Source organism: Pseudarthrobacter leeuwenhoeki, from assembly GCF_055412885.1.
This window is the reverse complement of the sequence record NZ_JBVAYY010000003.1, coordinates 192,567-211,794: the sequence shown is the minus strand read 5'-3', so window position 1 is coordinate 211,794 and position 19,228 is coordinate 192,567. Positions and strand designations below refer to the sequence as shown.

Annotated in this window: 15 protein-coding genes; all 15 read right to left on the bottom strand. The window is 66.7% G+C overall.

The annotated features are described in order from the left end of the window. Position 1: 1 nt before the first annotated feature. The gene (gene gltX / locus ACZYX4_RS04015) at positions 2–1,534 is read right to left on the bottom strand and encodes a glutamate--tRNA ligase (RefSeq protein WP_463873872.1); all 1,533 of its coding nucleotides are present in this window, start codon (positions 1,532–1,534) and stop codon (positions 2–4) included. A 130-nt stretch (positions 1,535–1,664) separates the two neighbouring features. Further along, positions 1,665–2,441 carry a fumarylacetoacetate hydrolase family protein gene (locus ACZYX4_RS04010; RefSeq protein ID WP_463873869.1) on the bottom strand — a complete coding sequence of 259 codons (777 nt, stop codon included), beginning with the start codon at positions 2,439–2,441 and terminating at the stop codon, positions 1,665–1,667. 27 nt (positions 2,442–2,468) lie between these two features. Next, positions 2,469–3,242, bottom strand: coding sequence for an MBL fold metallo-hydrolase (locus ACZYX4_RS04005; protein ID WP_463873960.1), 774 nt, complete (start codon positions 3,240–3,242; stop codon positions 2,469–2,471). Between the two features lie 66 nt (positions 3,243–3,308). Next, the gene (locus ACZYX4_RS04000; RefSeq protein WP_463873867.1) at positions 3,309–3,626 is read right to left on the bottom strand and encodes a DUF1304 family protein; all 318 of its coding nucleotides are present in this window, start codon (positions 3,624–3,626) and stop codon (positions 3,309–3,311) included. A gap of 257 nt (positions 3,627–3,883) precedes the next feature. Further along, a complete protein-coding gene (locus tag ACZYX4_RS03995; RefSeq protein WP_463873864.1) occupies positions 3,884–4,996 on the bottom strand; it encodes a branched-chain amino acid aminotransferase in 1,113 nt (370 codons plus the stop codon). Between the two features lie 125 nt (positions 4,997–5,121). After that, a complete protein-coding gene (locus ACZYX4_RS03990; RefSeq protein WP_463873862.1) occupies positions 5,122–6,174 on the bottom strand; it encodes a 3-isopropylmalate dehydrogenase in 1,053 nt (350 codons plus the stop codon). Positions 6,175–6,391: 217 nt separating this feature from the next. Then, positions 6,392–7,156: a class F sortase gene (locus tag ACZYX4_RS03985; protein WP_463873860.1), complete on the bottom strand. Its 765-nt coding sequence runs from the start codon at positions 7,154–7,156 to the stop codon at positions 6,392–6,394. Positions 7,157–7,252: 96 nt separating this feature from the next. Then, positions 7,253–8,005, bottom strand: a complete 753-nt coding sequence (locus ACZYX4_RS03980) for a hypothetical protein (protein WP_463873858.1) — start codon at positions 8,003–8,005, stop codon at positions 7,253–7,255. A 502-nt stretch (positions 8,006–8,507) separates the two neighbouring features. Beyond that, positions 8,508–10,067 carry a methionine--tRNA ligase gene (gene metG / locus ACZYX4_RS03975; protein ID WP_463873855.1) on the bottom strand — a complete coding sequence of 520 codons (1,560 nt, stop codon included), beginning with the start codon at positions 10,065–10,067 and terminating at the stop codon, positions 8,508–8,510. Positions 10,068–10,076: 9 nt separating this feature from the next. Continuing rightward, complete coding sequence (locus ACZYX4_RS03970; RefSeq protein WP_463873959.1) at positions 10,077–10,802, bottom strand: ABC transporter ATP-binding protein; 726 nt, start codon at positions 10,800–10,802, stop codon at positions 10,077–10,079. Positions 10,803–10,840: 38 nt separating this feature from the next. Further along, complete coding sequence (locus ACZYX4_RS03965; RefSeq protein WP_463873853.1) at positions 10,841–13,630, bottom strand: ABC transporter permease; 2,790 nt, start codon at positions 13,628–13,630, stop codon at positions 10,841–10,843. Between the two features lie 204 nt (positions 13,631–13,834). Continuing rightward, positions 13,835–15,430, bottom strand: a complete 1,596-nt coding sequence (serA, locus tag ACZYX4_RS03960; protein WP_463873851.1) for a phosphoglycerate dehydrogenase — start codon at positions 15,428–15,430, stop codon at positions 13,835–13,837. Positions 15,431–15,556: 126 nt separating this feature from the next. Then, positions 15,557–16,582, bottom strand: a complete 1,026-nt coding sequence (ilvC, locus tag ACZYX4_RS03955; protein ID WP_463873848.1) for a ketol-acid reductoisomerase — start codon at positions 16,580–16,582, stop codon at positions 15,557–15,559. 64 nt (positions 16,583–16,646) lie between these two features. Next, the gene (gene ilvN, locus ACZYX4_RS03950) at positions 16,647–17,159 is read right to left on the bottom strand and encodes an acetolactate synthase small subunit (protein WP_463873846.1); all 513 of its coding nucleotides are present in this window, start codon (positions 17,157–17,159) and stop codon (positions 16,647–16,649) included. Positions 17,160–17,161: 2 nt separating this feature from the next. Next, positions 17,162–19,060 (bottom strand): acetolactate synthase large subunit, encoded by a 1,899-nt coding sequence (locus ACZYX4_RS03945; RefSeq protein ID WP_463873844.1) that lies wholly within the window; start codon positions 19,058–19,060, stop codon positions 17,162–17,164. Positions 19,061–19,228 lie beyond the last annotated feature (168 nt).

Sequence of the window (19,228 nt, the reverse complement as noted above, 5' to 3'; positions counted from 1 at the left end):
ATCAGCCGCGGAAGGCGCGCAGCCGGGCCAGGGAGGAGTCCTTGCCCAGGATCACCATGGATTCGAACAGCGGCGGGGAGATCCGGCGGCCGGAGACGGCCGTGCGGACCGGGCCGAACGCCAGCCGCGGCTTGACGCCGAGGCCCTCCACGAGGGCCTCCTTGAGCGCGGCCTGGATGGTCTCGGCATTCCAGTCGGCCAGGGGCTCCAGGGCGGCCAGGGCGGCGTCGAGCACCTCCGTGAGGTTCTCCGGAAGGCCCTTCCGGGCGTCGTCCGCGACGTCGACCGCGTCATCGGCCTTGAACAGGAAGGCGAGCAGCCCGGGGGCCTCGCCCAGCAGCGAGATGCGCTCCTGGATCAGCGGGGCCGCCTCTGCGAGGATCTCCTCCTGGCGCGCGGTCAGGGTGTCGCCGACGAACCCCGCGGTGCGCAGGTACGGGACCAGGCGGCCGCGGAAGTCCTCGGCGTCGAGCATCCGGATGTGCGTGCCGTTGATGGCCTCGGCCTTCTTGATGTCAAAGCGGGCCGGGTTGGCGAGGACGTCGTTGACGTCGAAGTGCTCGATCAGCTGGTCCACCGTGAAAATGTCCTCATCGGCGGAGAGGCTCCAGCCAAGCAGCGAGAGGTAGTTGAGCAGGCCCTCCGGGATGAAGCCGCGGTCCCGGAGCAGGAACAGGTTGGACTGGGGGTCACGCTTGGAAAGCTTCTTGTTGCCCTCGCCCATGACGTACGGAAGGTGGCCGAAGACCGGCAGGTAGCTGGCAACGCCGATGTCCATCAGCGCGCGGATCAGCACCACCTGGCGGGGCGTGGAGGAGAGCAGGTCCTCGCCGCGGAGCACGTGGGTGATGCCCATCAGCGCGTCATCGACCGGGTTGACCAGGGTGTACAGCGGGGATCCGTCGGCGCGGACGATCACGTAGTCCGGGATGCTGCCGGCCTTGAAGGTGATGTCGCCGCGGACCATGTCGGTGAAGGTGACGTCCTCATCGGGCATCCGCACGCGCAGCACGGGCTGGCGGCCCTGGGCCTTGAACGCGGCCAGCTGCTCCCCGGAAAGCTCACGGTCGAAGTTGTCATAGCCGAGCTTGGGGTCGCGGCCGGCGGCGCGGTGGCGCGCCTCGACCTCATCCGGGGAGGAATAGCACTCGTAGGCGTAGCCGGCCTCGATCAGCCTGGCGACGACGTCCTTGTACAGGTCCAGGCGCTGGGACTGGCGGTACGGCTCGTGCGGTCCGCCGACCTCCACGCCTTCCTCCCAGGTGATGCCGAGCCATTTGAGCGCCTCGAGCAGCTGCTGGTAGCTCTCCTCCGAGTCCCGCGCAGCGTCCGTGTCCTCGATGCGGAACACGAAGGTGCCCTTCGTGTGGCGGGCGTGGGCCCAGTTGAACAGGGCCGTGCGGATCAGGCCGACGTGCGGGGTACCGGTGGGCGACGGGCAGAACCGGACACGGACCGGGGTATCGGCAGTGACTTCGCTGGTCACACTGGGGGCGGAGCTGGGGACGGCGTCGGGCGCAGAAGGAGTAGTCATAGTGGTACCAACATTACAACCCCGATCATCGCCCGGCGCCCGGGGTTTCCGCTGCGAAAACGGACAGCCGCACCGTGGATCCACGGTGCGGCTGTCCGAAACCGGCGCTGTTTCTTCCAGGCGGAAGGCTCTAGCGGCGTACAACCGGGTTGGAGAGGCGGCCGATGCCCTCAATCTCGACCTCGATGCGGTCACCGGGCTGGACAAGGCCGACGCCGGCCGGGGTGCCGGTCATAATGACGTCGCCGGGCAGCAGGGTGAAGGCCTGCGAGACGATGGAGACGAGCTCGCGGACGCCGCGGATCATCTGGCTGGTGTTTCCGTCCTGGCGCAGCTCGCCGTTGAGGCGGCCCTGGATCTGCAGGTCCTCAGTGTTCAGTTCGGTCTCGATCCACGGCCCCAGGGGCGCGGAGGTGTCGAAGCCTTTGGCCCGGGCCCACTGCAGGTCCGTCTTCTGGACGTCGCGGGCGGTGAGGTCGTTGCCGCAGGTGTAGCCGAAGATGACGTCGTCGACGCGCTCCTCGGGGACGTCCTTGCAGATCCGGCCGATGACAACACACAGCTCGGCTTCGAAGGACACTTCCTCGGAGAACTCCGGCAGGACGATCGGATCGTTGGGCCCGATCACGGAGGTGTTGGGCTTGAGGAAGAGCAGCGGCTGCTTGGGAACCTCGTTGCCGAGTTCCCGGGCGTGTTCGGCAAAATTGCGGCCGACGCCGATGACCTTGCTGCGCGGGATGATCGGGGCAAGGAGGCGCACATCCTCCAGCTTGTGCCGCACGGCGGTGCGTTCCACGCCGTGGAAGAAGGGATCGCCGTGGATGACAGTGACTTCCTCACTGCCGGGCTCACCTTCAACAATGCCGTAGAGGGGATCAGAATCGACTACAAACCGGGCGATACGCATGGCTCCAAGCGTACTGCCTCCGGCGGGCTAGGACGTGCTGCTGTCCAGGCCCAGGTAGTGCAGCTGGGCCGCCACGGAGAGTTCCGCCGCCGGCCGCACGGAGGGGTCAACGGCGGCGTACACGGCGTTGGCCACCTCGGCCGCCCCGGCCCCGGACCCCAGGCTCTCGAGGGCGGAGCGGATCTGCCCGAGTCGGTCCTCGCGGTGGTCCCGGTAGGCGCGGACGATCGTGTCCAGGGCGGGCAATATTGGTCCGTGGGCCGGGAGGACGGTTGCGGTGCCCAGCCGTTCCAGCCGGTCCAGCGAGGCCAGGTAGTCGCCCAGGGTGCCGTCGGGATAGTCCAGGACCGTGGTTCCCTGGCCGAGGATCGTGTCGCCGGTGAGGACCGAGCCCCGGGCGCCGTCCCGAGGAAGGTGGAAGCAGACCGAGTCAGAGGTGTGGCCCGGCGTCGCCAGTACCCGGATCTCGGCCCCGGCGGCGTGGATGACTTCGCCGTCCACCAGGGGGCTCCCCCCGTGGCAGTGCGCGGGATCCTTGGCGCGCACGGGCGCTCCGGTCAGTTCGGCGAACCTGGCGGCGGCTGCGGTGTGGTCCGCGTGCCGGTGCGTAATCAGGATGAGCTCGACGGCGCCGGCCCCGGCCAGTTCCTGCAGGTGCGGCTCATCGAGGGGACCGGGATCCACCACGACAGTGCCGGCTGCACCGGGGCCCGCAATCACATAGGAATTGGTCCCGCGCAGGGTCATCGGCCCCGGGTTGGGGGCCAGCCTGAAGCGGGTCAGGTCTGTGCTGCGCACCATGGCGCGGGAGTGGTCCGGAATCACTGTCCCATCTTCGCACCCAAGCGGCACCCGCACGAGCGGGGGTCACATGAGCAGCAGCACCGCAATGACCGCCGGCAGGACCGCCTCGGCGATGGCGCTTGCCCACAGCCGCCGCTCCGACAGCACCAGGATGATGCCCAGAAGCACGTGGCCCAGGCTCGTGAAGAGCAGCAGCACCCGCCCGGCAGCCGGCTCCGCCCCTGTCAGCATAACGGCGCCAACGATCGCGCCCACTCCCCAGATCATGTTGTAGAACCCCAGGTTGAACGTCCACATCCGAACGGCGTCCGTGTCCTCGGGCTTGATAAGGAACAGCCGGCGGAAGCGCTGTCCCGGAAGAAGAAGGACTCGAGGATTCACACGAGGATCAGCACCACCCCGAAAATGACTCCCAGAACCTGAATCAGTCCAGTCATGCGCACTATTGTGGCCCTGCGTCCGGTAAGTGACCAGAGGCTTCGGGCCGTTCAAGCCGGCCATTTACCCCCGCCATCCGCCTGGCCATTAACGACGGCGGCGGCCCCGCACCGGAAGGTGGGGGCCGCCGTCGAACGCCGCCTGCAGGCGGGGCGCTGCCGCTTAGGCGGGGTGCTGCCGCTTAGGCGGGGCGCTGCCGCTTAGGCGAGGCGGGTCAGCCAGCCGTGCGTGTCCTCAATGGCACCGGTCTGGATGCCGAGGAGCTGCTCGCGGATGGCCATGGTGGTCTCCCCCGCCTTCGCGTCCTCGGAGCCGATGAACTCGGTGTCGTCCTTGAGCACGCCAATCGGGGTGATCACGGCGGCGGTGCCGCAGGCGAAGACCTCGGCAATTTCGCCGGTGGCGACGCCGTCGCGCCATTCCGCCAGGGTGATCTTGCGTTCGGTGACCTCGCGGCCCATGTCCCTGGCGACCTGGATGACGGACATCCTGGTGATGCCCTCCAGGATGGTTCCGCTCAGCGCGGGGGTGACCAGTGAGCCGTCCTTCATCACGAAGAACACGTTCATGCCGCCGAGCTCTTCCACGGCGTTGTCATTGAACTGGTCCAGGAAGAGAACCTGCTTGCAGCCGTGGGCCTCGGCTTCCTGCTGCGCGATCAGGGAGGCGGCGTAGTTGCCGCCGCACTTCGCGGCGCCGGTGCCGCCGCGGCCCGCACGGGCGTATTCGCGGGAGATCCAGATGGAGACGGGCTTGAGCTCGCCGCCGAAATAGTTCCCGGCCGGGGATGCAATGACGCGGAAGGACACCTCGCGGGCGGCACGGACACCAAGGAACGCCTCGGTGGCGATCATGAACGGCCGCAGGTACAGGGCTTCGCCGTCGCCGGACGGGACCCATTCCCTGTCCGCACAGACGAGTTCGCGGATGGCGCCCAGGAAGTACTCCTCCGGGAGCTCGGGCAGCGCCAGACGGCGGGCCGACTTGTTCAGGCGGGCGGCGTTGGCCTCGGGCCGGAAGGTCCAGATGGAACCGTCGGCATGGCGGTAGGCCTTGAGTCCTTCGAAGATTTCCTGGCCGTAGTGGAGCACCGCGGCGGAGGGGTCCAGCGAAATGGGACCGTAGGCCTCAACACGGGCATCGCGCCAGCCGCCCTTGCCCTCGGCGTCGACGCTGTAGTCGACGATGGCCGTGTGGTCGGTGAAGTAATTGCCGAAACCCGGGTTCGCCAGGATGGCAGCACGTTCTTCAGCGGACTTCGGGGTTGCCGAAAGATGCTGGGTGAATTCGACGCCATGGGCAGTCTGGGTCATGGTTCCTCCACGGTCGGCTGCCTGGTGTGTGAACGTGGTTCAGCGTCGGACCACGGCAGCATGTTGGTGATTCGAAACAAGCTTACGCCCGTTGGCGGAGCCGCCGGCCCCGTGCCCGGGAGGGCCTACAGGGCGGCGGCGATGGCGTCGCCAATCGCGCTGGTGCTGCGGACCGCGGTCCCGCGGCCTGCGACGTCGGCAACCACGGCCGCTTCGATCTTGCGGGCGGCGCCGCTATGGCCCAGGTGGTCCAGAAGGAGCGCGGCGGAGAGAATGGCCGCCGTCGGATCCGCCTTCTGCTGGCCGGCGATGTCCGGCGCCGAGCCATGGACCGGTTCGAACATGGACGGCGCTGTGCGTTCCATGTTGATGTTTCCGGACGCGGCCAGGCCAATGCCTCCGGTGACCGCGGCGGCAAGGTCGGTGATGATGTCGCCGAAGAGGTTGTCCGTGACGATCACGTCGAACCGCGCGGGGTCGGTGACCATAAAGATCGTGGCGGCATCGATGTGCAGGTAGTCGTGGGTGACCTCGGGGAACTCCCGGGCCACAGCCTCCACGGTCCGCTTCCAGAGGTGCCCGGCGAAGACCAGGACGTTGTGCTTATGCACCAGGGTGAGCTTTTTGCGCGGGCGGTCGTTGGCGCGGCGGAAAGCATCGCGGACCACGCGTTCGACGCCGTGGGCCGTGTTGAGCGAAACCTCGGTGGCGACCTCGTGCGGGGTGCCGGCGCGCAGCGTGCCGCCGTTGCCCACGTAGGGGCCCTCGGTGCCTTCGCGGACCACGATGAAGTCGATGTCGCCGGGATTGGCGAGCGGGCTGGCGACGCCGGGGTAGAGGCGGGACGGGCGAAGGTTGACGAAGTGGTCCAGGCTGAAGCGCAGCTTGAGCAGCAGTTCACGCTCGATGATGCCGGACGGGATCCGGGTGTCACCGGGAGCTGCCCCGACCGCGCCGAACAGGATGGCGTCGCGGGTTCGGAGATCGGCGAGGGTTTCCACCGGCAGGGTCTCCCCCGTTTCGAGCCAGTGCTGGGCACCCAGCTTGTAATGCGTCTGCTGCAGGACAATGCCCTCGGCCGCCGCGGCCTTCTCAAGGATCTTCAGGGCTTCTGCCGTGACCTCGGGGCCGATGCCGTCGCCGGGAATAACAGCCAGGTCAATCGTTGATGCGCTCATGTTTTCAGCGTAGCCAAGAGATCCACATGCTGGTCAAGTCGTCTCATTATTCGAACAGCACCTTTCGCCGCTTCCGACGCCTCCGACGCCGAGGTGACACTTCGCGCCCATGCCGCCGCCCGTCATGGGCGCGTAGTCCCACCTCGGCGAAGTGGCGGGGCGCGGTCTGGGCGGTCTGGGCGGTCTGGGCGGTCTGGGCGGTCTGGGCGAGGAACGGTCAGGGGCCGCGGGCCGGAGTGGCGACCACCACAATGTTCTTTCCCCAGGGATCCTCCGTGTAGCAGCTGATCAGTACCAGGCGGTTGGGGACGGCATCCCAGACGGGGCTGTCCTTGAGCGTGGACTTCGTGTAGGTGGTGACCGAGTCCACGGTGTAGGTGAGGACACCCGTTTCCGTGGCGACGGTGAGCATGTCGCCCGGGACGGCCGCCGAACTCAAGTGGTTAAACGGCGCGTCCCGGCCTTCCCAGCTGTGGCCGACGACGTAGGTGGTGTTCTCAGAGCCGACCCCGGGGGTGCCAAACGGAGTGAGCCAGTAGCCATCCATCGTTTCCGGAGGCACGATGCTCCGGCTTTCGGCGTCGCCGCTGTCCAACAACAGGGGGTAAACCACCACATCCATGCCCGCTGCCGGGTAGGTGATGCGTTGCGGAACGGAGGCCGCGGGGCCCTGGGACGTGGACTCCGGAACCACAGCCGGGCCGGGCTCCCCGACCGGAGCCAGCCCGGAACCGCTGCCGGTCGGGCCAGTAGTGGGAGACGACGTCGCCTGTGGCCTGGAGGTTTTGGTCACGGTCTTCGATGCGGCCGCCTCCTGGCCGTGGGCCGGCTGCCCGTTGCCCGAAACGGATGCCGCGTAAAACAGCCAGGCGGTGACGAGCCCCAGCACGCACACGGCCAGCATGAGCATGCCCCTCGCGCTGGGCACCAGACCACGAATACCGGGTACACGGCGCCGGCGGATCTGACGGTGACTGCCCATGAGTGCTCCTGTTGAAATGACTGTGCTTTGGAGGCGGAAATTCGAAGGCGGGTGCTGCGCTGCAGCACCCGCCTCTGTACTTCTACTACCTACTGCTTAGTTTTCGGCGCTCCGGGTGCGCCGCGTGCCCCGCCAAACCACCGTGGCCGCTCCCGCGGTGAGAACTCCGGTCAGTGCCATCAGCCACACGGGGAGGCCGGTGTCCTCGGTCTGACCCACTGCCGTCTGGACGTTGTAGCCGACGTTAGTTTTCTTGGCGGCAGCGGCTGCTGCTTTCGGAGCCACAACTGTTGCTGCCGACGCCGGAGCAGCCGACGCCGGCTCCTCGTCCCCGCCCGACGTGTCGTCGCCCGGGGTTTCCCCGCCCGCCGTGTCGTCGCCCGGGGTTTCCCCGCCCGGCGTGTCGTCGCCCGGGGTTTCCCCGCCCGCCGGGACAGCCGGCGGGACAACCGGGGTGTCGACCGGCGGGACAACCGGGTCGACCGGCGGGACAACCGGGTCGACCGGCGGGACAACCGGGGTGTCGACCGGCGGGACAACCGGGTCGACACCGACGGTCGCGCAGCCGCTGGCCAGGATCGCCAAATTCGCATCAGTCAGGTTCTGGCCCTGCGGCATGATGTCGCCGTCATTGACGGGCACGATGTCCAGGTGCGTGTGCTGGGCGCCTGTGTGGCCGTTCAACGCCTTGAGGTTGATCGTCACCGAAACGAACGGGTTGGTAGCCGAACTCGTCGCGTGGCAGATCGTGATCTTTTTTTCGTTATCCGGAGTTGTCGCGTTGGCGGAGACCGCAGTGGTCATAAGTCCCAGGCCCACTATCCCCAGGGTGGCAATTGTTTTTCTCATAGTCCGTCTATCCGTCTCGTCAGTTAAGTAACTGGCTTGACCGCGCGGAGTAACCATCGTCGAGACCCAAGATGAAAATTCGAGACCTTCACAGCGAATTGATTGGTGACAGTTACTCCCCAGCAGTGTCCACAGTTCGCTTGCTCTATCAGGCTAGGCGGGCAACGCCCCGAGTGTCGTGAGTAGTCGCTACTCGTCTAATCGATGGACTAATACCCAATTTTTCGGGTGGGAGTACTCAGTACCGGGCGATTAACTACTTGCGAGTAACCTGTTGCGGCCGTCGCGGGGCACGGCGGTGTTCAGATCGGGGGTAACTACTCGGGTTGGCGCCAAACCACCCGCCGGGACAACGCAAAACACTCCCCCACCTATCGTCAGGTGGGGGAGTGCCTCGCGGCGGTCCGCAATGTAGGAAGCAGCTTTCGCCGAGGTGAGACTTCGCGCCCATGTCGTTGCCGAACATGGGCGCGAAGTCTCACCTCGGCGAAGTGGCGGGCGGTCAGGCCTCCGCGGGCTCCTCGTACTTCGGGAAGACCGGCGCCGGGGCCGGCAGCGCCGTTCCGGCCTTGATCGGCGTGCCCAGGGCGGCGAACTCGCGCGCGTCCCCTTCCGGCTGGCCCAGGGTGTCCAGGATGGCCGCCGCCGCTGCCGGCATGACCGGCTGGGCGAGGATGGCCACGACCCGCAGAACCTCTAGGGTGACGTAGAGGACGGTGTTCATGCGTTCGACGTCGGTCTTCCGCAGCACCCAGGGCGCCTGCTCGGCGAAGTAGGCGTTGGTGTCCCCCAGGACCGTCCAGATTCCTTCCAGGGCGCGGCTGAACTCCTGCTTTTCGAACGCGGCACGGGCGATGCCCAGCAGCCCGTTGGCCTGGCCCAGCAGTGCGGCGTCCTCGGCGCTGAAACCGCCCGGGACGGGAACGGCGCCGCCGCAGTTTTTCGCGACCATGGACAGCGAACGCTGGGCCAGGTTGCCGAAGTTGTTGGCGAGGTCCGCGTTCATCCGGCCGACGATCGCGTCATGGCTGTAGGAGCCGTCCGCGCCGAAGGGCACCTCGCGGAGCAGGAAGAAGCGCACCTGGTCCAGGCCGTACTGGGCGACCCAGTCCGCCGGCGCCACTACGTTGCCCAGCGACTTGGACATCTTCACGCCCTGGTTGTGCAGGAACCCGTGGATCATGACGCGCCTGGGCAGTTCCAGCCCGGCCGACATGAGGAACGCCGGCCAGTAGACGGCATGGAACCGGGAGATGTCCTTGCCGATCACGTGGAGATCCGCCGGCCAGTACTTCCGGAACAGTTCCGACTCCGTGTCGGGGAAGCCGACGCCGGTCAGGTAGTTGGTCAGCGCGTCCACCCAGACGTACATAACGTGGTCCGGGTTCCCGGGGACGGGGACGCCCCAGTCGAAGGAGGTGCGGCTGATGGACAGGTCCTCGAGCCCGCCCTTAACGAAACTGACGACCTCGTTGAAGCGGTTGTGCGGGGCTCCGAAGGTCGGGTGGTCCGCGTAGAGGGCCAGCAGCCTGTCCTGGTAGGAGGAGAGCTTGAAGAAATAGCTCTCCTCTTCGGTCCAGGTCACCTCGGTGCCGGTTTCGGACGCGTAGCGCAGCCCGTCGGCCTGCACCTCGGTTTCGTCCGCCACGAAATACCGCTCGTCACGGACCGAATACCAGCCGGCGTACTTGGAGAGGTAGATGTCCCCGTTGGCTTCCATCCGCTGCCAGAGCGCACTCGCCGCCGCGTAGTGGTCCGGGTCGGTGGTGCGGATGAAGCGGCTCAGGGAGATGCCGAGGTCATCACTCATCTGGCGGAAGGCTGCGGAGTTGCGGTCGGCAAGCTCCTTGACCGGGATGCCTTCCTTTTCCGCCGTCTGCTGCATCTTCAGGCCGTGCTCATCCGTGCCCGTCATAAAGAAGACGTCGTAGCCGTCCAGCCGCTTGAAGCGCGCCATCGCGTCGGTGGCGATGACCTCGTAGGCGTGGCCGATGTGCGGCACGCCGTTGGGGTAACTAATGGCCGTCGTGATGTAGAACGGGGTCTTTTCAGAAGTTGTCACAGTTTTAACCTAAATCAGTTCGGTGATGGTATCGCTCTGGCGGACAAGTTCGTGGTCATGTGAAGCGACCAGGACAGCGATGCCGTCCGACGTCGTGTCCTTGAGGATGCTGATGATGCGGTTGGCCGAGGCACGGTCGAGGCTGGCGGTCGGCTCGTCGACGATCAGTACGCGGGTGCCGAGGATCAGGGCCCGGGCGATCGCCACGCGCTGGCGTTCACCGCCGGAGAGCTGGGCCGGGCGGTGGCGCATGCGCCGGCCCAGCCCGACGAGGTCCAGGAGGTCCTTGGCCATGTCGCGGCGCTTGTCCACCTCGCCGTCGGGCACGGCGGGCAGCAGCACGTTCTCCAGCGCGCTCATGCCCTCGATCAGGGCACCGCCCTGATCGACGTAGCCGATCAGAGCACGGCGGCGGTCGGCGATTTCGTCGTCGCCCATGGTCTCGAGGGGATCGCCTTCCCAGAACACCCGGCCCGACGTCGGCAGGGTCAGTCCCGCACCGACCGTCAGGATGCTGGTCTTGCCCGAGCCGCTGCGTCCGGCGACACAGTGCATCTCCCCTGCGTGCAGCGTCACGTTGAAGTCATCCACGACATTGACGGCTTCGGCGCCGCCCTTGCCGCCGCCGTAGTGGATCGTGATGTTGCTGAGCTCCAGCGGCGTGGCGTGGTCCGCGGCCTTCACGATCGTGTTGGCGCGCGTCTCGTGGCCACCGAGGCGGGTGCCCGCCGTCATCCGCTCGTGAGCCTCAGGATCAAGGTTCAGGTCGTTGTTCATCGGACCACTTTCGTTGCAATCGGAATCCAGCAAAGTACGGCCACGAGCCCGGCGACGGCGGCCCAGAGCGCGGCATAGGGGGCGAGGATGAGAGCCACGCCCAGGGCGCCCAGCACGCCCAGCGGCAGCGCGACCGCCCCCACCATGGCATTTTCGAAGAACCGGACCTGGCCCAGCATGTCCGGGTTCCAGCCCATGGCCTGCAGCGTGCCGAGGTACTGGCGCTTGGCCTGGAGCTCGAAACGGCCGGTGACCATCGTCAGCAGCAGGCCGACGGCCACCCCGGACAGACCGAGAATGATGCTCGGCAGCGCGATGGACGCGGCAGCCAGTCCGCTGAGCGCGCTCGCTCCCGCGTTCCGGGGGATGTCGATCAGCAGCGCCACCATGCCGCCGACCGAGGCAGCGAAGACGCCGACGGCGACGGCCAGGGAGATGGTGTTGAACTTGTTGGTGCTCAGCTGCCGGTTGGCGAAGGTCAGCGGGGAGTCCACGGCGATGAGCCGTTCTTCGTGCTGCGGTTCCTGGTCCACCACGTCGCGGTGGCGCAGCTGCCGGGCGGCGAAGAAGGCCGCCCCCGCGTAGAGCACCAGGACGGAGGCCGACACGACCGCCGTGGCCGGATTCCAGCTGAGCAGGCTCAGGATGATTCCGGCGACAGCCAGCAGGGCCGCGCCGACACTGAACTCCGCAAGCACCCAGGACCGGATCCGGCCTTGGGTCCAGCCCATGGCGCGCAGGGTCCCGGCCTCGCTGCGGCGGCTGCGGACGTAGCTGACGGTGGAGGCGCCCGTCAGCAGGGCGGCACCGCAGAGCGTGAGGAAGAGCAGGGTCAGGTTGGTGCCGGTGAGGGAACCGGAGACGGCGTCCGCGGCGTCCTGGCGGACCCACGACTGCTGCACGGTGCCGAGCGGGGATTCCTTGCCGGCGTCGTCCTTGGCATAGCCGGGGACAAAGATGCTGGCGTCCTCGCGGGCCGAGCCGGCCACCACGGTTGCCTGCAGCCCCATGTCCCGGATCGCGTCGGCGAGCTTCTCCACTTCGGGCTGCGCCTCTTTCCAGCTGCCGGGCACCTTGGCCCGGACGCGGACGGCGTCGATCACGGAGGCGCTGTCCCCGTAGCCGCGGGCGGCGGCGAGGCCGTAGTAGTCGGTGATGGCGCCCGCGGACTGGCTGGCCAGGCCCGTGGCGCTCAACGAGGGCTTGAGTTCGGTGTTTTCGACGGCCTTGCCGGAGGCTTCCCTGGTGAGCGTGAACGGCGTGGGGTCATAGCCGCCCAGAGGCAGCCGGTTGACGTCGCCGGCCGCTTCCGTGACCTGCCCGGCGTCGAACGTTCCGTAGACCATGGCAAGCGGTGTGGCGAGTTTCTGGCCGGTCTCAAGGTCGCCGCGGTAGGCGCGCTCGTCCACGGGCTTGCGCTGCGTCTGGTCCACGGGGGCGCCGTTGGCGGCTTTCTCCGGGAGGCGGTTCACCGTGACCCAGTCGCCGGGGGTGGCGCTCTTGTCCACGGCGCCGTTGCCCGCGGTCCCGCCGTCCTGGTACGTCGGGGCGGAGGCGAAGCCGGTGCTCCAGGTCGCGGGGTTGTAGAGGCCCTGGCTGAAGCCTCCGGTGTCGCCGAGCAGCTGCGTCAGGTCCTTGGACCCGGGCCAGGCCAGCGCGAACGGGGACTTGGAGACGAACGGAAGATAGTCTTTGTCCAGCGAGCGGGTCACGGTCCCGACGTCCTTGACGACGTTGCCGGAGCCGTCGATTTCCTGGATTTTGACCGAGTATTTGAGGTCAAGGGAGGTGCCGGAGCGGACGATCAGCGGGATTGCCTGCGAGTTCCCGGCCAGCTGGCCGTCGCGTTTGGCCTGCTGGTACTGGCTCATCAGCGGGGCCCAGTACTTGAGCTTCACACCCAGGAAATCGGGGCCTTCCTTGAGTTCGTCCATGCCGATGCCGGTGGTGAAGAGGCTTTCGAAGTGGCGGCCGATCGCGCCGGCGTTGCGGGCGTCGGCGGGCGGTGCCTTCTCCAGCGGGGCGAGGAAGTCCCCGGCAGGCCCGAGCAGGGCACGCTCGGCAACGGGGTCGACGGCGACGACGGATTCCGTCACCTGCGGGGCGAGTGGCAGGGAAACGGAGAGGTTGAAGAGAGTGTGCTCGGAGCCGCCGGCCGGGGCCGGGAACTTGATGCCGGTCTCCCCCTCCGGGGCCGCGATGCGGACGTTCTTGCCGCCGGCGACCTGCTCCTCGAGGAGCCGGGCCTTGCCGAGGGATCCTTCGGCCATGGTGTTGAACAGGGTCTGCTCGGAGCGGCCGTCGGAGCTGACGGCGCTGGCGGTGAGCCGGTAGTTCTTTGGCGTGTCCGACAGGACCGATTCGGCGGCCGGCCAGTTGCCCGGATCAGTGGCGCCGGGGTCCCCGGCGGTGCCGGCGAGTCCGGCGTTGTAGCCGAGGTAGTCGGTGGCGTCCAGGCGCGGGGACTCGAGGTTCTGGGTGACGCGGGAGACGAGGCTGATGGGGGCCGCCACGGAGGTGCCGGAGAGCTTGCGGAGGGAGTCCAGTTGGTCGAAGCTGATGCCGCCCTGGCCGGTGGCGATGTCCGGCTGCATGAGCCCGCCGTTGTCGCCGGCCCGGGCCTGGACAAGAACGTCGTAGAGCCCGCGTGAGTTCTGGTCGACCGTCCGGTTCAACGCGGCCTGCGACTGACCCTGAACGAGGACCGAAAGGCACATGGCCGCGATCAGAATGGACGCGGTCAGCAGAAGTACTCGGCTTCTGATGAACCTTTGGACGGCGTTCATGGGGCTCCTGAAAGCTGGTTTGCATGCGCACACCTCAGGTCATTCCATGCGGAAGTGAAGGCGTCCCATGCCGGGTGCGCAAAAGTAAAGGCCGGGCTGCCGGCCGGATCCGAAACTCGGACGTAGCCATTGTACGCAGACCAGCCATGTGTTCCCGGACACCGGCGGCGGTCCAATCCGCCGCCGGTATCCGCGGTGAAATCATCAGTCCTCGAGGTCGACCTCACGCACCATGTCAGCGCCGATTCCGGCCTTGATGGCGTCCAGGACCTGCTGCGGGACGGAGCTGTCGATGGTCAGCAGGGCGAGCACCTGGCCGCCCTCGTCCTGCCGCGCGACCTGCATGCCGGCGATGTTGATGTTGTTCATGCCCAGGATGTGGCCGATGGTGCCGATCACGCCGGGACGGTCCGAGTAGGCGACCACCACGAGGTGTTCGCTGATCGGGATCTCCACCTCGAAGCCGTTGATCCCGACAAGCTTCTGGATCTGCTTGGGCCCCGTCAGGGTGCCGGCGACGGAGATTTGGCTGCCGTCGCTGAGGGCGCCGCGCAGGGTCAGGACGTTGCGGTAGGACTCGGTGTCCGGCGTCGTGATCAGGCGGACGTTGATGCCGCGCTGCTCGGCGATCACGGGGGCGTTGACGTAGGAGACCTGCTCGGTCACGATGTCGGCGAAGATGCCCTTGAGTGCGGCGAGTTCGAGCACCTTGACGTCGAGGGAGGAAATTTCCCCGGCGACCTCGACGTCGATCTGGGTCAGTGAGGCGTGCGTCATCGCGGTGAAGATACGACCCAGCTTCTCCATCAGCGGGATGCCCGGGCGGACGTCCGGGGCGATGACGCCGCCGGCGACGTTGACCGCGTCGGGAACCAGTTCCCCGGCCAGGGCCAGGCGGACGGACTTGGCGACCGAGACACCGGCCTTTTCCTGCGCTTCGTCCGTGGACGCGCCCAGGTGCGGGGTGACCACAACGTTGTCGAGTTTGAAGAACGGCAGGTCGGTGCTGGGCTCCTTGACGAAGACGTCGACGCCGGCTCCGGCGATTTCGCCGGACTCCAGCGCTGCGTAAAGCGCCTCCTCGTCGACGAGGCCGCCGCGGGCGACGTTGACGACGTACGCGGTGCTCTTCATTTTCTTGAAGGACTCTGCGCCGAGCATGCCGACGGTCTCCGGCGTTTTGGGCATGTGGATGCTGATGAAGTCCGACTGCGCGAGCAGTTCGTCCAGGGTCACCAGCTGCACGCCGAGCTGGGCGGCGCGGGCCGAGGTGATGTAGGGATCGTAGGCGAGGATCTTGGTGTCGAAGCCCTTCAGGCGGGCGGCGACGAGGGCGCCGATCCGGCCCAGGCCGATGATGCCGATCTTCTTTTCGAAGAGTTCGATGCCGGTGTACTTGGAGCGCTTCCACTCGCCGTTCTTGAGCGCGGCGGACGCCTGCGGGATGTGGCGGGCGAGGCTCAGGATGTGGCCGACAGTGAGTTCCGCGGCGGAGACGATGTTCGAGGTGGGGGCGTTCACCACCATGACACCGGCCTGCGTGGCTGCCTTGATGTCGACGTTGTCAAGGCCGACGCCGGCGCGGGCGATCACCTTGAGGTTCTTCGCGGCGGCGAGGGCTTCGGCGTCCAACTGGGTGGCGGAGCGGACCAGGATCGCGTCGACGTCGGCGATCGCTGAGAGCAGCTGGGAACGGTCGGCGCCGTCGGTCTGCCGGATTTCGAAGTCCGGGCCAAGGGCCTCGATCGTGGCGGGCGAAAGTTCCTCAGCGAGGAGTACTACAGGTTTGGTGCTAGTCACCGGTGACCTCTTTAGCTCTCTTGTTTATCAGGTGGGGATTTTGGCGCAACGGGTGATGCGGGTGGTGCTCAACAGCCGGGAAGCCGGACCCCAGTAATGGTGTCCGGCTTCCCGGCCGGTCAGTGCCTAGCGGGCTACTGAGCCTTCGGTGTAGTCGTCTTCGTTCTTGATCCAGGAGAACAGCTTGCGCAGTTCGCGGCCGGTGGCCTCGATCGGGTGGTCCTCACCCTTCTTGCGCAGCGCCTTGAACTCGGGGGCTCCGGCATCCTGGTCGTCAATGAAACGCTTGGCGAAGGTGCCGTCCTGGATGTCCGCCAGGACAGCCTTCATGTTTTCCTTCACGTCCGGGGTGATCACGCGCGGTCCGGAGACGTAGTCGCCGTACTCAGCGGTGTCGGAGACGCTCCAGCGCTGTTTGGCGATGCCGCCTTCGACCATGAGGTCAACGATGAGCTTGAGCTCGTGCAGCACCTCGAAGTAGGCAACCTCGGGCTTGTAGCCGGCTTCGGTGAGGACCTCGAAGCCGTACTGGATCAGCTGGGAGGCGCCGCCGCAGAGGACAGCCTGCTCGCCGAACAGGTCCGTTTCGGTCTCTTCGGTGAAGGTGGTCTCGATGACGCCCGCACGGGTGCCGCCGATGGCCTTGGCGTAGGACAGTGCCAGTTCCTTGGCCTTGCCGGACGGGTTCTGCTCGACGGCGATCAGGTCCGGCACGCCGCGGCCGGCTTCGAACTCGCGGCGGACGATGTGGCCCGGACCCTTGGGGGCAACGAGGGCGACGTCGACATCGGCCGGGGGCAAGATGTAGCCGTAGCGGATGTTGAAGCCGTGGCCGAAGAACAGGGCGTCGCCCGGCTGCAGGTTCGGGGCGATGTCCTCGGCGTACACGTGGCGCTGGACCTGGTCCGGGGTGAGGACCATGATGAGGTCGGCTTCGGCGACGGCGTCCGCGACGTTCAGGACGCGCAGGCCTTCGGCTTCGGCCTTGGCGCGGGACTTGGAGCCTTCCTTGAGGCCGACGCGCACGTCAACACCGGAATCGCGCAGGCTGAGGGCGTGGGCGTGGCCCTGGGAGCCGTAACCGATGACGGCGACGGTGCGGCCCTGGATGATCGACAGGTCGGCGTCGTCGTCGTAAAACATTTCAGTCACTGGGGTGTCTCCTTTTGAGTGGATTCTTGGGTGGTGCTTGTCGGTGAAAAATTTGTCCAAAACCTTACGCGCTGCGCAGGGCCCTGTCGCTCATGGAGCGGGATCCCCGGCCAACGGCCAGGGTGCCGGACTGCACGATTTCGCGGATGCCGAAGGGCTCGAGCACTGAGAGCAGTGCGGTGAGCTTTTCGGGGTGGCCCGTTGCCTCAATGACCACGGACTCTGTGGAGACGTCGACCACCGATGCGCGGAACAGGTCTGCAGCCTGGGTGACCTGCAGCCGGGTCGCGGCATCCGCACGTACCTTGACCAGGATGTGGTCACGCTGTACGGAAAAGTCGGGGGTGAGCTCAACGATTTTGATCACGTTCACCAGCTTGTTCAGCTGCTTGGTGATCTGTTCGATCAGCACACCGTCGGCGTCGACGACGACGGTCATCCGGGACATGCCCGGAACCTCCGTCGGCCCGACGGCCAGGGAGTTGATGTTGAAGGCCCGGCGCGCGAAAAGGCTCGCGACGCGGGTCAGTACACCGGGCTTGTCTTCGACCAGAACGGACAGTGTGTGGCGGGTCATGTTCAGTCCTCCTCTTCCCATTCCGGGGTCATGTTGCGGGCAACCTGGATCTGGTCGTTGCTGACTCCGGAGGGGACCATCGGCCACACCATGGAGTTGGGGCTCACGACGAAGTCAATGACCACGGGGCGGTCGTTGATTTCCAGGGCCTTCTGGATGGTGGCGTCGATGTCCTCGTCGCGGTCGCAGCGGAACGAGGCGCAGCCGTAGGCGTCCGCCAGCTTGACGAAGTCCGGGATCCGGACGGTGTCGTGGCCGGTGTTGAGGTCGGTGTTGGAGTAGCGGCCCTCGTAAAACAGGGTCTGCCACTGCCGCACCATCCCCAGCGAGGAGTTGTTGATGATGGCAACCTTGATCGGGATCTTGTTGATCGCGCAGGTCGCCAGTTCCTGGTTGGTCATCTGGAAGCAGCCGTCACCGTCGATGGCCCACACCACACGGTCCGGGTTGCCCACCTTGGCCCCCATGGCGGCAGGCACGGCGTAGCCCATGGTGCCGGCCCCGCCGGAGTTCAGCCAGGCGTGCGGGCGTTCGTACTTGATGAACTGCGAGGCCCACATCTGGTGCTGTCCCACGCCGGCGACGTACACGCCTTCCGGGCCGGTGAGGGCCCCGATGCGTTCGATCACGCGCTGCGGGGCGCTGAGGCCGTCGTCGGGTTCGGTCCAGCCCAGCGGGTAGGTCTCCTTGAGGTTGTTCAGGAAAGCCCACCAGTTGGTGTAGTCCGGGGCGCCGGAGACGGCGAACAGGGTGCGCAGGGCCTCGCTGAGTTCCGGGATGATCTCCTTGACGGAGCCCACGATCGGCACATCGGCGGTGCGGTTCTTGGAGATTTCAGCCGGGTCGATGTCCGCGTGGATGACCTTGGCGTTCGGGGCGAAGGACTTCAGGACGCCGGTCACCCGGTCATCGAAACGTGCCCCGAGCGTGATCAGGAGGTCCGACTGCTGCAGCGCGGTCACGGCGGAGACGGTGCCATGCATGCCCGGCATCCCGACATGTTGCGGGTGCGAGTCCGGGAAGACACCGCGGGCCATCAGGGTCGTGACCACGGGGGCGCCGGAGAGTTCAGCGAGCTCCAGCAGTTCCGCCGAGGCATGGGCCTTGACGACGCCGCCGCCCACATACAGCACGGGCTTGCTGGCTGCCGCGATGAGCCGGGCCGCCTCGCGGACCTGCTTGCTGTGCCCCCGGAGCACCGGGTGGTAGCCGGGCAGGTCAATCTTCGGCGGCCAGGAAAAGGTCATCTGACCCTGCTGGGCGTCCTTGGCGACGTCGACCAGGACGGGACCCGGGCGGCCGGTCGAGGCCAGGTGGAACGCCTCGGCCATGACGTGCGGGATGTCGTTGGGGTCGGTTACCAGGAAGGAGTGTTTCGTGATCGGCATGGTGATGCCGACGATGTCCGCTTCCTGGAAGGCATCGGTGCCGATGACTGCACTGGAGACCTGGCCCGTGATGGCCACCATCGGCACGGAGTCCATGTGGGCGTCCATGATGGCGGTAACGAGGTTGGTGGCACCCGGACCCGAGGTGGCGATGCAGACGCCCACCCGTCCGGTGACCATGGCGTAGCCTTGCGCGGCGTGGCCGGCTCCCTGTTCGTGACGGACCAGAATGTGGTTCATTCGGGAAGCCATCAAGGGGTCATAGGTGGGCAGGATCGCGCCACCGGGCAAACCAAAAATATCGTCCACGCCGAGTTCTTCGAGCGAGCGGACAATTGCTTGTGAACCGGTCATCACCGTCGGGGGTACGACGTTGTTCGGTCCAAGGACAGGAGAGACGGCAGCAGTGTCGACACCGGCGTCAGCCGGACGCTCGACGCGTTCCGAAGCCTTGGTGGCTCCAGCGGACTTAGCGGCTATCAGCGAGGGGCTGATCGGCGATCCTTTGCTCATCGGACTCTTCCTTTGTGGATCTTCGGTGGGATCTTCAGTGATCGTGGAACTGCTGGTACTCCGTGATGCTGGTGTACCGGTGGTGCGGAAATAAAAAAACCCCTCAGCCGGGCGGCTCTTCGAGGGGTTTGCGCGTGACGGTTCGTTACCAGTGAAGGCTATGGAGCC

What these genes read in the sequence shown, in the direction of transcription:
- gltX (WP_463873872.1), bottom strand. Translation starts at nt 1,534, where the DNA reads ATGACTACTCCTTCTGCGCCCGACGCCGTCCCCAGCTCCGCCCCCAGT.
- ACZYX4_RS04010 (WP_463873869.1), bottom strand. Translation starts at nt 2,441, where the DNA reads ATGCGTATCGCCCGGTTTGTAGTCGATTCTGATCCCCTCTACGGCATT.
- ACZYX4_RS04005 (WP_463873960.1), bottom strand. Translation starts at nt 3,242, where the DNA reads ATGGTGCGCAGCACAGACCTGACCCGCTTCAGGCTGGCCCCCAACCCG.
- ACZYX4_RS03995 (WP_463873864.1), bottom strand. Translation starts at nt 4,996, where the DNA reads ATGACCCAGACTGCCCATGGCGTCGAATTCACCCAGCATCTTTCGGCA.
- ACZYX4_RS03990 (WP_463873862.1), bottom strand. Translation starts at nt 6,174, where the DNA reads ATGAGCGCATCAACGATTGACCTGGCTGTTATTCCCGGCGACGGCATC.
- ACZYX4_RS03985 (WP_463873860.1), bottom strand. Translation starts at nt 7,156, where the DNA reads ATGGGCAGTCACCGTCAGATCCGCCGGCGCCGTGTACCCGGTATTCGT.
- ACZYX4_RS03980 (WP_463873858.1), bottom strand. Translation starts at nt 8,005, where the DNA reads ATGAGAAAAACAATTGCCACCCTGGGGATAGTGGGCCTGGGACTTATG.
- ACZYX4_RS03970 (WP_463873959.1), bottom strand. Translation starts at nt 10,802, where the DNA reads ATGACGGCGGGCACCCGCCTCGGTGGCCACGAGACGCGCGCCAACACG.
- ACZYX4_RS03965 (WP_463873853.1), bottom strand. Translation starts at nt 13,630, where the DNA reads ATGAACGCCGTCCAAAGGTTCATCAGAAGCCGAGTACTTCTGCTGACC.
- ilvN (WP_463873846.1), bottom strand. Translation starts at nt 17,159, where the DNA reads ATGACCCGCCACACACTGTCCGTTCTGGTCGAAGACAAGCCCGGTGTA.
- ACZYX4_RS03945 (WP_463873844.1), bottom strand. Translation starts at nt 19,060, where the DNA reads ATGAGCAAAGGATCGCCGATCAGCCCCTCGCTGATAGCCGCTAAGTCC.